Annotated in this window: 13 protein-coding genes; all 13 read right to left on the bottom strand. The window is 59.2% G+C overall.

Annotation, left to right across the window (positions count from 1 at the left end; genetic code table 11):
- Window positions 1-60: 60 nt before the first annotated feature.
- The 13 genes from nuoF to ACRC4F_RS05400 all read right to left on the bottom strand — a co-directional run bounded on the left by nuoF (window position 61) and on the right by ACRC4F_RS05400 (window position 13,781).
- Complete coding sequence (gene nuoF, locus ACRC4F_RS05460; RefSeq protein ID WP_008146041.1) at window positions 61-1,416, bottom strand: NADH-quinone oxidoreductase subunit NuoF; 1,356 nt, start codon at window positions 1,414-1,416, stop codon at window positions 61-63.
- Complete coding sequence (nuoE, locus tag ACRC4F_RS05455) at window positions 1,413-1,910, bottom strand: NADH-quinone oxidoreductase subunit NuoE (RefSeq protein WP_007946422.1); 498 nt, start codon at window positions 1,908-1,910, stop codon at window positions 1,413-1,415. Before nuoE ends, nuoF begins: the two co-directional genes overlap by 4 nt.
- Window positions 1,911-1,912: 2 nt before the next feature.
- Window positions 1,913-3,697, bottom strand: coding sequence for an NADH-quinone oxidoreductase subunit C/D (gene nuoC / locus ACRC4F_RS05450; protein ID WP_438658424.1), 1,785 nt, complete (start codon window positions 3,695-3,697; stop codon window positions 1,913-1,915).
- Window positions 3,698-3,769: 72 nt separating this feature from the next.
- Window positions 3,770-4,444: a NuoB/complex I 20 kDa subunit family protein gene (locus ACRC4F_RS05445; RefSeq protein ID WP_008146035.1), complete on the bottom strand. Its 675-nt coding sequence runs from the start codon at window positions 4,442-4,444 to the stop codon at window positions 3,770-3,772.
- Window positions 4,445-4,454: 10 nt separating this feature from the next.
- Entirely contained in the window at window positions 4,455-4,868 is a 414-nt protein-coding gene (locus ACRC4F_RS05440) for an NADH-quinone oxidoreductase subunit A (protein ID WP_003223812.1), read from the bottom strand.
- 641 nt (window positions 4,869-5,509) lie between these two features.
- The gene (aceA, locus tag ACRC4F_RS05435) at window positions 5,510-6,835 is read right to left on the bottom strand and encodes an isocitrate lyase (protein ID WP_033057066.1); all 1,326 of its coding nucleotides are present in this window, start codon (window positions 6,833-6,835) and stop codon (window positions 5,510-5,512) included.
- Between the two features lie 475 nt (window positions 6,836-7,310).
- Complete coding sequence (locus tag ACRC4F_RS05430) at window positions 7,311-8,072, bottom strand: secretin N-terminal domain-containing protein (RefSeq protein ID WP_438658423.1); 762 nt, start codon at window positions 8,070-8,072, stop codon at window positions 7,311-7,313.
- A 287-nt stretch (window positions 8,073-8,359) separates the two neighbouring features.
- Window positions 8,360-8,785, bottom strand: a complete 426-nt coding sequence (locus ACRC4F_RS05425) for a GNAT family N-acetyltransferase (protein ID WP_123366301.1) — start codon at window positions 8,783-8,785, stop codon at window positions 8,360-8,362.
- Window positions 8,778-9,947, bottom strand: a complete 1,170-nt coding sequence (locus tag ACRC4F_RS05420) for a ribosomal protein uL16 3-hydroxylase (protein ID WP_438658422.1) — start codon at window positions 9,945-9,947, stop codon at window positions 8,778-8,780. The genes ACRC4F_RS05425 and ACRC4F_RS05420 overlap by 8 nt, the downstream gene beginning before the upstream one ends.
- 86 nt (window positions 9,948-10,033) lie before the next feature.
- Window positions 10,034-11,404 (bottom strand): adenylosuccinate lyase, encoded by a 1,371-nt coding sequence (purB, locus tag ACRC4F_RS05415; RefSeq protein ID WP_090185637.1) that lies wholly within the window; start codon window positions 11,402-11,404, stop codon window positions 10,034-10,036.
- Window positions 11,405-11,530: 126 nt separating this feature from the next.
- The gene (gene hflD / locus ACRC4F_RS05410) at window positions 11,531-12,154 is read right to left on the bottom strand and encodes a high frequency lysogenization protein HflD (RefSeq protein ID WP_131062367.1); all 624 of its coding nucleotides are present in this window, start codon (window positions 12,152-12,154) and stop codon (window positions 11,531-11,533) included.
- On the bottom strand, window positions 12,151-13,275 hold the full coding sequence (gene mnmA / locus ACRC4F_RS05405; RefSeq protein WP_438658421.1) for a tRNA 2-thiouridine(34) synthase MnmA: 1,125 nt from the start codon (window positions 13,273-13,275) through the stop codon (window positions 12,151-12,153). The genes hflD and mnmA overlap by 4 nt, the downstream gene beginning before the upstream one ends.
- 59 nt (window positions 13,276-13,334) lie before the next feature.
- Complete coding sequence (locus tag ACRC4F_RS05400) at window positions 13,335-13,781, bottom strand: NUDIX hydrolase (protein WP_438658420.1); 447 nt, start codon at window positions 13,779-13,781, stop codon at window positions 13,335-13,337.
- Between the last annotated feature and the right edge of the window lie 195 nt (window positions 13,782-13,976).

The raw sequence follows: 13,976 nt of genomic DNA, 5'->3' as shown, positions 1-13,976 counted from the left end.
CCGTTCAAGGCGTCATCACACGAAAAGCTGCGGGCACGGACCCTTCGCTTTTTTAAGCGTTTACGCGCCGACTACGATCGGCCTTGCCAGAGGCGGGACGACGGCGCTGGTGGGCGCGATGCCGGCTTCGAACTCATGGCGGAAGTATTTGATTGCGCTGCCCAACGGCTCCACGGCGCCCGGTGCGTGAGCACAGAAGGTCTTGCCTGGGCCGAGGAAGCCGACCAGACCCAGCAGGGTCTCGATGTCGCCGGCTTGCCCTTCACCGTTCTCGATCGCGCGCAGCAGCTTGACGCTCCACGGCAGACCGTCACGGCACGGGGTGCAGAAACCGCACGACTCACGGGAGAAGAACTCTTCCATGTTGCGCAGCAGGGAAACCATGTTGACGCTGTCGTCCACCGCCATGGCCAGGCCGGTACCCATACGGGTGCCCACTTTGGCGATGCCGCCGGCGTACATTTGTGCGTCGAGGTGTTCCGGCAACAGGAAACCGGTACCGGCGCCGCCTGGCTGCCAGCACTTGAGCTTGTAACCGTCGCGCATGCCGCCGGCGTAGTCTTCGAACAGCTCGCGACCGGTGACGCCGAACGGCAATTCCCACAGTCCAGGGTTCTTGACCTTGCCGGAGAAGCCCATGAGCTTGGTGCCCATGTCTTCGCTGCCTTCGCGGGCCAACGATTTGTACCAGTCGACGCCGTCGGCAATGATCGCCGGCACGTTGCACAGGGTTTCAACGTTGTTCACGCAAGTCGGCTTGCCCCACACGCCAACGGCGGCAGGGAAGGGCGGCTTGGAGCGCGGGTTGGCGCGGCGGCCTTCGAGGGAGTTGATCAGTGCGGTTTCTTCACCGCAGATGTAACGCCCGGCGCCGGTGTGGACGAACAGCTCGAAATCGAAGCCGCTGCCCAAGATGTTCTTGCCCAGCAAGCCTGCTGCCTTGGCTTCTTCCACGGCACGGTTCAGGTGCTTGGCGGCGGTGGTGTATTCGCCACGCAGGAAGATGTAGCCACGGTAGGTTTTCAGCGCGCGAGCACTGATCAGCATGCCTTCGATCAGCAGATGGGGCAGTTGCTCCATCAGCATGCGGTCTTTCCAGGTGTTCGGCTCCATCTCGTCCGCGTTGCACAGCAGGTAGCGGATGTTGATGGATTCGTCTTTGGGCATCAGGCCCCACTTAACACCTGTGGGGAAGCCTGCACCGCCGCGACCTTTAAGGCCGGAGTCTTTCACGGTCTGGACGATATCGTCCTGGGCCATGTCGGCGAAAGCTTTGCGCGCAGCCGCGTAACCGTTCTTGGCCTGGTACTCGTCGAGCCATACGGCTTCGCCGTCGTCACGCAGACGCCAGGTCAGCGGGTGAGTCTCGGCCGAACGCTTGATGCGGTTGGCAGGACCGAAGGAAGTCAGGGTCATACGTAGCCCTCGAGCAATTTGGCAACGCCGGCAGGCTGCACATCACCGAAAGTGTCGTCGTCGATCATCAACGCCGGCGCCTTGTCGCAGTTGCCGAGGCAGCAGACCGGCAGCAGGGTGAAACGACCGTCGGCGGTGGTCTGACCCAGGCCGATGCCCAGATTGCTCTGGATTTCGCTGACAACGGATTCGTGGCCGCCGATGTAGCAGACCATGCTGTCGCAAACGCGAATGATGTGGCGACCGACTGGCTGACGGAAGATCTGGCTATAGAAAGTAGCCACGCCTTCAACGTCGCTCGCCGGGATGCCGAGGATCTCGCCGATGGCGTAGAGCGCGCCGTCAGGCACCCAGCCACGTTCCTTCTGGACGATCTTCAGGGCTTCGATCGACGCCGCGCGCGGGTCTTCGTAGTGATGCAGCTCGTGCTCGATGGCCGAGCGCTCGGTTTCACTCAAGGTGAAACGGTCTGTCTGGATAAGCGTGCTGTTCATGCTTAGCGGTCCACGTCGGCCATAACGAAATCGATACTACCCAGGTACGCGATCAAGTCCGCGACCATGCTGCCTTTGATCACCGAAGGGATCTGCTGCAGGTGCGGGAAGCTTGGGGTGCGAATCCGGGTGCGGTAGCTCATGGTGCCGCCATCGCTCGTCAGGTAATAACTGTTGATGCCCTTGGTCGCTTCGATCATCTGGAAGGATTCGTTGGCCGGCATGACCGGGCCCCACGAAACTTGCAGGAAGTGCGTGATCAGGGTCTCGATGTGTTGCAGCGTGCGTTCTTTCGGCGGCGGCGTCGTCAGCGGGTGATCCGCCTTGTACGGGCCTTCCGGCATGTTGCGCATGCACTGCTCGATGATCTTGATGCTCTGGCGCATTTCTTCGACGCGTACGATGCAACGATCGTAGGCATCGCCATTGACGGCCAGCGGCACTTCGAATTCGAAGTTTTCGTAACCGGAGTACGGGCGCGCTTTACGCAGGTCGAAGTCGCAACCGGTTGAACGCAGGCCTGCACCGGTGACGCCCCACTCGAAGGCCTCTTTGGTGTTGTAGGCGGCGACGCCGATGGTCCGGCCTTTGAGGATGCTGTTGTCCAGGGCGGCTTTCTGGTATTCGTCCAGACGCTTTGGCATCCACTCGACGAAGTCTTTCACCAGTTTTTCCCAGCCGCGCGGCAGGTCGTGGGCGACGCCACCGATGCGGTACCAGGCCGGGTGCAGACGGAAACCGGTAATGGCTTCGATCACCGTGTACGCCTTCTGACGGTCGGTGAACGTGAAGAACACCGGGGTCATGGCGCCGACGTCCTGGATGTAGGTCCCCAGGAACAGCAGGTGGCTGGTGATCCGGAAGAACTCGGCCATCATGATGCGGATGACGTCGACCTTCTCGGGCACCTTGATGCCGGCCAGCTTCTCGACCGAGAGCACGTACGGCAGGTTGTTCATCACGCCGCCGAGGTAGTCGATACGGTCGGTGTACGGGATGAAGCTGTGCCAGGACTGACGCTCGGCCATCTTCTCGGCACCACGGTGGTGGTAACCGACGTCCGGCACGCAGTCGACGATCTCTTCACCGTCCAGCTGCAGAATGATGCGGAACGCACCGTGCGCGGAAGGGTGGTTGGGACCGAGGTTTAGGAACATGTAGTCCTCGTTCGCACCGGAACGCTTCATGCCCCAGTCTTCAGGCTTGAAGCGCGCGGCTTCTTCCTCAAGCTGTTGCTTGGCCAGCGTCAGGCTGAACGGATCGAACTCGGTGGCGCGGGCCGGGAAGTCCTTGCGCAACGGGTGACCTTCCCAGGTCGGCGGCATCATGATGCGGGTCAGGTGCGGGTGACCGGCAAAGTTGATGCCGTACATGTCCCACACTTCACGCTCGTACCAGTTGGCGTTCGGCCAGATACCGGTCACGGTCGGCACGCTAAGGTCGCTCTCGGACAAGGCGACCTTGATCATTACGTCACTATTACGTTCGATCGACATCAAGTGATAGAACACAGTGAAGTCGGCGCCGCTTGGCAGCCCTTGACGCTTGGTGCGCAGACGCTCGTCCACGCCGTGCAGGTCATAGAGCATGACGTACGGCTTGGGCAGGTTGCGCAGGAAGGTAAGGACTTCGACGAGTTTGGCGCGGGCAACCCAAAGCACCGGCATGCCGGTGCGGGTAGGCTGGGCGGAGAACGCCTCGGGGCCAAAACGGTTGTTCAGTTCGACGACCACATCCTGGTCGTCTGCCTTATAAGGCGGGATGTACAGAGCACTGCCTGTAGTCATGGTTATTTATCGCTTTCGGTCAACGTAAAGAATGAAGCCAGTGTCTCGTTCTATAAAAGAAGCAGAGCTGGATCAGACTTCGTCGGGGCTGCGCAGGTTGGTGACTGCGATTCGCTGTTCGCGGCGCTGTTCCTTTTGCGAAGGCATCTCGGCGCGGTACACGCCTTGATCGCCGACGACCCAGGAAAGCGGACGACGCTCCTGTCCAATCGACTCTTGCAAGAGCATCAAGCCTTGCAGAAAAGCTTCAGGACGGGGCGGGCAGCCAGGCACGTAGACGTCCACGGGCAGGAACTTGTCCACCCCTTGAACGACGGAGTAGATGTCGTACATGCCACCGGAGTTGGCGCACGAACCCATGGAGATAACCCATTTAGGTTCGAGCATTTGCTCGTAGAGACGCTGAATGATCGGCGCCATCTTGATGAAGCAGGTACCGGCGATAACCATGAAATCCGCCTGGCGCGGCGATGCCCGGATAACCTCGGCGCCAAAGCGCGCGATGTCGTGGGGCGCCGTGAAGGCGGTGGTCATTTCCACGTAGCAGCACGAAAGACCGAAGTTATACGGCCACAGGGAGTTCTTGCGCCCCCAGTTGATCGTGCCGTTAAGCACGTCTTCGAGCTTGCCCATGAAGATGTTTTTGTGGACTTGATCTTCTAACGGATCGGAAACGGTTTCCCGCTCGCCAATCGGATACTGCTCGTTAGGAGCATCGGGGTCGATCCTGGTGAGATTGTATTGCATTGCCAAAGCCTCATTGTTTCAGCTTCGCCTGCCGCTTGCGACGAGCTTCCGGAGCCCAGTCAAGGGCGCCCACTCGGAACAGGTAGACAAGACCTGCCAACAGAATTGCTATGAAAACGAGAGCTTCGACGAATCCGGTCCAGCCGCTTTCGCGGACGGACACAGACCAGGCAAAGAGAAAGAGGGCTTCGATATCGAAGATCACGAAGAGCATCGCGACCAGATAGAATTTGGCTGAGAGCCGCAAGCGGGCGCCACCTGTAGGTAGCATGCCGGATTCGAACGGTTCGTTTTTGCTGCGGCCCCAGGCTTTTGACCCAAGGAGGCTGGAGACGCCAAGCATGAAGGCGCAAAGGCCGACGACGCCCAGAAGGAAAATGGCAAAGCCCCAGTTGTGGGCCATGAGTCCTGTCGCTTCGGGCATGCTGGTAATCCTTAACAGAGAGCAAAGGTCTCTGAGCTTGAAAAGAAACAAAGCAGTGACGATATGTCGCAGCAATCAATCCCGCTGATTTTATGGCACAACACCGTGCAAGTAAAATTCCTATAGCGAAATTATTTAACGGAATAAGGACATAGCGCACCTCCAAACCCACGCAACCCATGCGTTGCGGGCATTAGCCGGGTTTTCATCAATATTGTTTTGTAGGGAATGTAACGAACATAGTTGTGGCTAAATGATAATCAATATTGTTTGAGCTGGTTTTTAAACTGTTTAGCGGGTGGGTGAGTGGGAAGTTGTCTTATATAGCTGTTATTGCAAGTAGCGGCCGTCCACGTTTGACCCTGTTTTCTTGATCACGAAACTGCTCTGGATCAATGGGTTTTCCTGAATCACCACCGTCCCCTGTGGGAGCGAGCCTGCTCGCGATAGCGGTCTGTCAGGCGACATCTTTGTTGAATGTGCTGGCCTCAACGCGAGCAGGCTCACTCCTACAAGGGTTTTGCGGTGTAGGTTAAATCGCAGGCAAAAAAACGCCCCGAACCAGTCGGGGCGTCAGATAGGCGGCGCTGCGGTTAGCTTTCTATTCGGTCCGCAACGGCCGTTTGCTCAGGCGAAGCAGATCAGTGGAACTGTTCTTCTTCAGTCGAACCGGTCAGCGCGGTCACCGAAGACGAGCCACCTTGAATCACGGTGGTCATGTCGTCGAAGTAGCCGGTGCCCACTTCCTGCTGGTGAGCCACGAAGGTGTAACCCTTGGAGGCGTCAGCGAATTCCTGCTCCTGCAGCTTCACGTAGGCAGTCATGTCGTTGCGGGCGTAGTCATGCGCCAGGTTGAACATGCTGTGCCACATGTTGTGAATGCCGGCCAGGGTGATGAACTGGTGCTTGTAACCCATGGCGGACAGTTCGCGCTGGAACTTGGCGATGGTCGCGTCGTCCAGGTTTTTCTTCCAGTTGAAGGAAGGCGAGCAGTTGTACGACAGCAGTTGGTCCGGGTATTCCTTTTTGATCGCTTCGGCGAAGCGACGAGCCTCGTCCAGATCCGGCTTGGCGGTTTCGCACCAGATCAGGTCGGCGTACGGAGCGTAAGCCAGGCCACGAGCGATCGCCTGATCCAGGCCGGCGCGCACTTTGTAGAAGCCTTCCTGGGTACGTTCGCCAGTCACGAACGGCTGGTCGTACGGGTCGCAATCGGAAGTCAGCAGGTCAGCGGCGTTAGCATCGGTACGGGCCAGGATGATGGTCGGAGTACCGGCAACGTCAGCTGCCAGACGGGCAGCGGTCAGCTTCTGTACAGCTTCCTGTGTAGGAACCAGTACCTTGCCGCCCATGTGGCCGCATTTTTTCACGGAAGCCAGTTGGTCTTCGAAGTGAACGCCAGCGGCGCCTGCTTCGATCATGCTCTTCATCAGCTCGTAAGCGTTCAGAACGCCGCCGAAACCGGCTTCAGCGTCAGCCACGATCGGTGCGAAGTAGTCGATGTAGCCTTCGTCGCCCGGGCCTTTGCCGGCTTTCCACTGGATCTGGTCAGCACGACGGAACGAGTTGTTGATGCGCTTGACCACGGTTGGAACCGAATCCACCGGGTACAGCGACTGGTCCGGGTACATCGATTCTGCGGAGTTGTTGTCCGCAGCAACCTGCCAGCCCGACAGGTAGATCGCCTGGATACCGGCTTTGACTTGTTGTACAGCCTGGCCGCCGGTCAGGGCGCCCATGCAGTTGACGAAATCTTTATCAGGACGGAAGGACGGCTTGGCGCCCTGGGTGACCAGGTTCCACAGCTTCTCGGCGCCGAGTTTTGCAAAGGTGTGCTCAGGTTGAACCGAGCCACGCAGGCGGACGACGTCAGCAGCGGAGTAAGCGCGTGTCACGCCTTTCCAGCGTGGGTTTTCAGCCCAGTCTTTTTCGAGGGCTGCAATTTGCTGTTCGCGTGTCAGTGCCATGGAGATAAACCTCGTCGCGTCTTTTACGGAAAGTTGTTCTGCGGTGGAAAATTCATGCGCTCGCAGACCAGAAGCTTAGGCGGTCAAGTCGGATTCGGCGGGATTGGCGACGGGATGAACGATGGGCTCGAGGGGAAGTGAGCAGGTAAGGGCGAACTGGCGAGCGCATTCGGGCGTCGTGGGCCTTTATACGAACTTCAGTGTGGAGCCGGGTTACCTAAATACGCTTCCGTCCCTCGGGACAACTTCGTTCCAGTCGGCAACCTCGTCAAACACACCTTGTGGGCGGTACAGACACGAAACGGCTCGCGGGGTAGATGCGAGCGGCGCCTCGAAGGCCCTTGCCAGGGCCCCTGATTAGCGGGAGCGAGGCCATCATGCCTTTGCTTTTTTCGATCGTCAAACGTTTTGTAGTGCTTTTTTTCAAGCACTACATCTTTGGTCTAGTACGACTAATCAGTCAGTTTTCGGTGGTTTAGTCCAAAGTGTCGACTTTCACCCGCAGGGTCATGTCATCCCGGTCTTGAGTCGAGTAGCTGCGGGTCAGACCCTGTTTGTCGGCTTGAGTCTGGCGGTTCACGCCGGCCAGGGTGATCCACTCGCCCAGGCGTCCCGTGACAGTTGTGTCGGTACTTTGCACATTCACTACATCGGGACGTTCCTGGCTCACGCGGTCACGGTTGGTACTGATCGACAGGTGAACGATGTCGCCGGTAACGCTGGCGGTGACATAGAAGCCTTGGGTGACGTTGCGGTATTCGGTCTGGCTGCGCAGGTCGCCGTAGGAATCGGTCTGGCTGCTGGTGAGTGGCACGCTTTGGCCAACCTGAATCAGCGCCGGTGCGCCTTCGCTGGCCTGAATCTGCTGAATGCCACCGTCGCGGCTTTCGGTGCTGCGGTTGATGATGCGGGTCTGACTCGGCTTGGCGCCATTCACCGAATAACCCTGGTCGCCCTGGAAGTTGTTTTCGTTGGTGTCGACGGTGATCAGCAGGCGCTTTGCAGCAACGTCCAGTTGCGTGACAAGGGCTTTAAGTTCGTCGATCCTGCGCTGATCGGCATTAACAATCAGCTGATTGCCGTAGGCGCTGACCTGGCCATCCTTGCCGATGAAATCCTGCGCCATGGGCAGCATATCGGCACTGGTGCGGTAATTCAGGGGCACGATCTCGGTGGCTGCAATGACTGAAAAACTACAGGTCAGCAGCAACGTGGTGAGCAGGGTGCGTAGGGACATATCCGTTATCTCCGACATCTTGAAGTGTTGATATTGCCAGTTTGTCGGCCCGGCGTGGGGCAAGTTGAATCGCAGACAGCAAAACGCCCCGGCATCGGAGGATGGCGGGGCGTTTCGTGGTGTTCTTTCAGCTTTTGTGGTGAGGGGATTTATCCCCGTTCGGCTGCGCAGCAGTCGTCAACCATCGGATGCGGTACACCTGATGCGCTGTGGTTAGAGATTTTGGGGCCGCTTCGCGACCCAACGGGGATAAATCCCCTCACCACAGTAATCCCCACCATAGGGAGTCAAGCGGAGTGCCGCACCATGTCCACATGCGGAATCCCTGCTTCCAGGAATTCCTCACTGACCAGGCTGAAACCCAAACGCTCATAGAACGCTGTGGCCTGGACCTGTGCACTCAGCATCTGTTGCTTCAGTCCGCGTTTCTCGGCTTCGCCGATCACCGCTTGCATCAGCGCATCGCCGACCTTCAAGCCGCGCCAGTCCTTGAGCACCGATACCCGGCCAACGTGCCCATCGGGCAGCAGGCGGGCGGTGCCAATCGGAAAGTCGCCTTCAAAGGCCAGGAAATGCACTGCTGTCGCATCATCAGCATCCCATTCCAGCTCGGGCGGAACGGATTGCTCGGCAATGAACACCGTCTCACGAATGCGCCGGATCTCGGCGATATCCTTCTGCCAGTCTGCGACACGTACGTGAATTTTATTCATCGGCAAACCCCAGGCTTCCTTGCTTGATCAGTTCGCACAGCAGGCCGCGACCGTCTTCGTCGCTCAGCCACTCGCCCAGGTTGTCGACGTGCAGTGCATCAGCGGCGCAGATCATTTTCAGCAGCTCGCGCAGTTTGCCCGGTAGGTAACGGCTCTGGCCGCTGGCGAACAGCAGCAGGTCGTCATCGACTTCGGACCAGGCCAGGCGTGCGCTCGGGTTGCGGATCAGCACGGCGCCTTGCTCGAGGCTGGCGAGCAGGTCGTCTTCTTCGACTTCTTCCGGGCCCGCCACCAGTTCCGGGTAGCGAGGCTCGGTCATGAACTGGCCGAACCAGGTCAGCAGCAGGCGCTCGTCACTCATGTGCTCAGCCAGCAGGGCTTTCAGGCGATCGAGGGCGTCGTGCTGGATCTGATGTGGATCAGCCACCGGCAGGGCGTCAGCGTCGGTGTAACGCTCTTCGTCAGTCAGGAACTGGCTGAGGAAGTCGGTGAAATGGGTCAGCACTTCAGCGGCACTCGGTGCGCGGAAACCGACCGAGTACGTCAGGCAGTCATCGACGGCCACGCCGCAATGGGCCAGGCGCGGCGGCAGGTAGAGCATGTCGCCCGGTTCCAGCACCCACTCATCGGTGGCTTCGAAATCAGCAAGGATACGCAGGTCAGCGTGTTGCAGCAGCGGGCTCTCGGAGTTGCACATCTGGCCGATTTTCCAGTTGCGCTTGCCGTGGCCCTGCAGCAGGAACACGTCGTAGTTATCGAAGTGCGGACCGACGCTGCCACCTGGAGCGGCAAAGCTGATCATCACGTCGTCGACGCGCCAGCTCGGCAGGAAGCGGAAGTTTTCCAGCAACTCGGCGACTTCCGGCACGAACTGGTCGACCGCTTGAACCAGCAGGGTCCAGTCACGTTCCGGCAGTTTGCTGAATTCGTCTTCGGCGAACGGGCCGCGGCGCAATTCCCAAGGACGCTCGCCGTTCTCGATCACCAGGCGCGACTCGACTTCTTCTTCCAGCGCCAGGCCGGCCAGTTCGTCGGCGTCGATCGGGCTTTCGAATTCAGGAATCGCCTGACGGATCAGCAGGGGTTTTTTCTGCCAGTAGTCGCGCAGGAATTCGCGCGCCGTGATGCCGCCCAGAAGTTGAAGAGGAATGTCAGGATTCATGTGTAACCTATTGAAAAAATGCACTTTTCAGACGGGAATAAAAACGCCCGGCGCTGCCGGGCGTCTCAAACGGGTAAAACGCTCGATCAGATGCGCTTGGCTTGCTCTACAGCGTTACCGATGTAGTTCGCCGGCGTGAGCAATTTCAGCTCGGCCTTGGCGGCGGCTGGCATGTCCAGACCGTCGATGAAAGTCTGCAGCGCTTCAGGGCTGATGCCCTTGCCACGGGTCAACTCTTTCAGCTTTTCATACGGGTTTTCGATGTTGTAGCGGCGCATCACGGTCTGGATCGGCTCGGCCAACACTTCCCAGCACGCGTCGAGGTCAGCAGCGATCTTCTGAGCGTTGAGCTCCAGTTTGCTGATGCCTTTGAGGCTGGCTTCGTACGCGATCACGCTGTGGGCGAAGCCGACACCGAGGTTGCGCAGCACAGTGGAGTCGGTCAGGTCGCGCTGCCAGCGGGAGATTGGCAGTTTGCTCGCCAAATGCTGAAACAGTGCGTTGGCGATACCCAGGTTGCCTTCGGAGTTTTCGAAGTCGATCGGATTGACCTTGTGCGGCATGGTCGACGAACCGATTTCGCCAGCGATGGTGCGCTGCTTGAAATACCCCAGGGAAATGTAGCCCCAGATGTCGCGGTCGAAGTCGATCAGGATGGTGTTGAAGCGTGCGATCGCGTCGAACAGCTCGGCAATGTAGTCGTGCGGTTCGATCTGCGTGGTGTATGGGTTGAAGCCCAGGCCCAGCTCGTCTTCGATGAAGGCGCGGGCGTTTTCTTCCCAGTCGATCTCAGGGTAGGCCGACAGGTGAGCGTTGTAGTTGCCGACAGCGCCGTTGATCTTGCCCAGCAGCGGAACGGCAGCGACCTGAGCGATTTGACGCTCCAGACGGTAAACCACGTTCGCCAGCTCTTTGCCCAGGGTGGTCGGCGAGGCCGGTTGACCGTGGGTGCGCGACAGCATCGGCACGTCGGCGAAACGGATGGCCAGTTCGCGGATGGCTTCAGCGGTCTGGCGCATCAGCGGCAGCATCACGTCATCACGGCCTTCGCGCAGCATCAGGGCGTGGGACAGGTTGTTGATGTCCTCGCTGGTGCAGGCAAAGTGGATGAACTCGCTGACCTTGGCCAGTTCCGGCAGCTTGGCTGCTTGCTCTTTGAGCAGGTACTCGATGGCTTTGACGTCGTGGTTGGTGGTGCGCTCGATCTCTTTGACACGCTCGGCGTGCTCCAGAGCGAAGTTGTCCGCCAGGGTGTTCAGTACCGCGTTGGCTTCGGCGGAGAACGCCGGCACTTCGCTGATACCAGGGTGAGCGGCCAGGCGCTGGAGCCAGCGCACTTCAACCAGAACGCGAGCGCGGATCAGGCCGTACTCGCTGAAAATTGGGCGCAGGGCCTGGGTTTTGCCGGCGTAGCGGCCGTCAACAGGGGAAACCGCAGTGAGCGAAGAAAGCTGCATGGGGTGTTCTCGGACAGTCGGGCAACGAAATGGGGCGCGTATCATACATGAAAAAATCCGCCGGTCCGTTGCCAACTGACCGGCGTATTACGCGTTACAGATCTAAAACAGTGTTGCGGGCGCGGTTCAGCTGCTGCGCATCAGCGGGTAAAGCTCTTTGAGCAACTTGCGACGACTGATCACCAGCTGCCAGCGATGACCGCCCAACTGTCGCCACAGGCGCGCGGAACGAATCCCGGCCAGCAACAAGGCGCGGATTTTCGACGCGTTGCTCGGTTGCTGCAGGTTGCGCATGTCGCCGTGGACCTGAATCCGTTGGCGCAAGGTGCTCAGGGTGTCCTGGTACAACGCACCGCAGGCTGCGATCACGTTTTCGTGCGCCGGGCCGAAGTGTTCGACCTGGGATTGAATCTGCGGCAGACGCTTGCCGATCACATCAAGCATGTCGTCGCGCTTGGCCAGTTGACGCTCAAGACCCAGCATGGCCAGGGCGTAACGCAGCGGTTCGCGCTGCAAGGTGCTCGGGTCGCGTTCCAGGGCGCCAATCAATGCGCGATAGCCTTCGCGCAGATTGATATCGTCGCCGCCGTACACTTCCAGGGTGTCCTTGGGGTCGCGGATCAGCAGGCTGCCGAGCATGCAGGTCAGGCCGGCTTCAGTGGTCTGGCCGGTCTTGGCAATCTTGTCGACGAGGACGGCGGCGAGAAACACGCCGCCCAGCGCCGTCAGTTGCTCCTGAGTGGGGCTCATGCCTTGCTGCTCCATGGCTCTGCGACTTCAATCACGCCGCCGCCCAGGCAGATTTCACCGTCATAGAACACCACGGACTGACCCGGGGTGACCGCGCGCTGCGGGTCATCGAAGGTGACGCGGTAGCCGGTGGCGGTTTTTTCCAGCGTGCACGGCTGATCGCTTTGGCGATAACGGACTTTGGCGGTCAGCTTGCGCGGCTCGGACAGATCGATCGGGTTGACCCAGTAAATGTCCGAAGCGAGCAGGGCGCGGGAGAACAGGTAAGGGTGGTCATTGCCCTGACCAACGATCAGCTCGTTGTGTTCCAGGTCTTTGATCAGCACGTACCACGGCTCGTCACCGGCGTCTTTCAAGCCGCCGATGCCCAGGCCCTGACGTTGGCCGATGGTGTGGTACATCAGGCCGTGGTGACGGCCGATGACTTCACCTTCGGTGGTCTTGATCTCGCCCGGTTGTGCCGGCAGGTACTGCTTGAGGAAGTCGCTGAAGCGGCGTTCGCCGATAAAGCAGATCCCGGTGGAGTCCTTTTTCTTCGCGGTGGCCAGGTCGTGTTTCTCGGCAATCGCGCGTACTTCCGGTTTTTCCAGCTCGCCGACCGGAAACAGGGTCTTGGCGATCTGTTCGCCACCGACGGCGTGCAAGAAGTAGCTCTGGTCCTTGTTCGGGTCCAGGCCCTTGAGCAGTTCGGTGCGGCCATCGATGTCACGGCGACGCACGTAGTGGCCGGTGGCGATCAGGTCGGCACCGAGCATCATGGCGTAGTCGAGGAACGCCTTGAACTTGATCTCGCGGTTGCACAGGATGTCCGGGTTCGGCGTGCGACCGGCCTTGTATTCGGCCAGGAAATGCTCGAACACGTTGTCCCAGTACTCGGCGGCGAAGTTGGCGGTGTGCAGCTTGATACCAATTTTGTCGCACACCGCCTGAGCGTCCGCCAGGTCGTCCATGGCGGTGCAGTATTCCGTTCCATCGTCTTCTTCCCAGTTCTTCATGAACAGGCCTTCCACCTCATAACCCTGCTCGATCAGCAGGAGAGCGGAAACGGAAGAGTCCACGCCGCCGGACATGCCGACAATGACGCGCTTCTTTTGTGTGTCAGAAGGGGCTGGATCACGCATAGGGATTCAATGAGTGTCTTGAAAAAGGACGCGATTCTAGCAGGCCGAAGCCCGCAAGGCTAAAGAGAAGGGCGGATCAGTTCGAGACCGAAGTGATTGCCGTCCAGATAATCATCGATACAGCGGATGATCAGCTCACTGCGCCAGTTTGCGCGCTGGGCCATCAGTTCGTCACGCGTCAGCCATTTTGCGCCGACGATGCCGTCGTCCAGCTGATAGTCGGGATGATGTTTGAGCGCTTTGGCGATGAAGCAAACCCTTTGATAAGTCACGCCATTACTCGGGGCGGTATAGAGATAAATGCCCACCACGCCGGTCGCTTCGACGTCCCAGCCGGTTTCCTCGAGGGTTTCGCGTACGGCGGCTTCGATCAGGGTTTCGTCCGGGTCGAGATGGCCGGCGGGTTGGTTGAGCACCGTTCGTCCGTGCTTGGTTTCTTCGACCATCAGGAAGCGGCCGTTGTCTTCGACGATGGTGGCGACGGTGATGTGGGGTTTCCAGTCCATGAAGCTTCCTCAAATTACAAAGGTTGAAACACTATCCCTGTGGGAGCTGGCCTGCCAGCGATAGCGGATTATCATTCAACATTGATGGTGACTGACTAATCGCAATCGCTGGCAGGCCAGCTCCCACAGGGTTTTGTGTTGTCTTCAAAAACACAAACCCCGGCACATGGCCGGGGTTTGTGATGTTCCCTTACA

Origin of the sequence: Pseudomonas sp., from assembly GCF_051660785.1 — a bacterium.
Classification (GTDB): domain Bacteria; phylum Pseudomonadota; class Gammaproteobacteria; order Pseudomonadales; family Pseudomonadaceae; genus Aquipseudomonas.
Note: the sequence above shows the minus strand (reverse complement) of the source record. Positions and strands in the feature narration are given on the sequence as shown.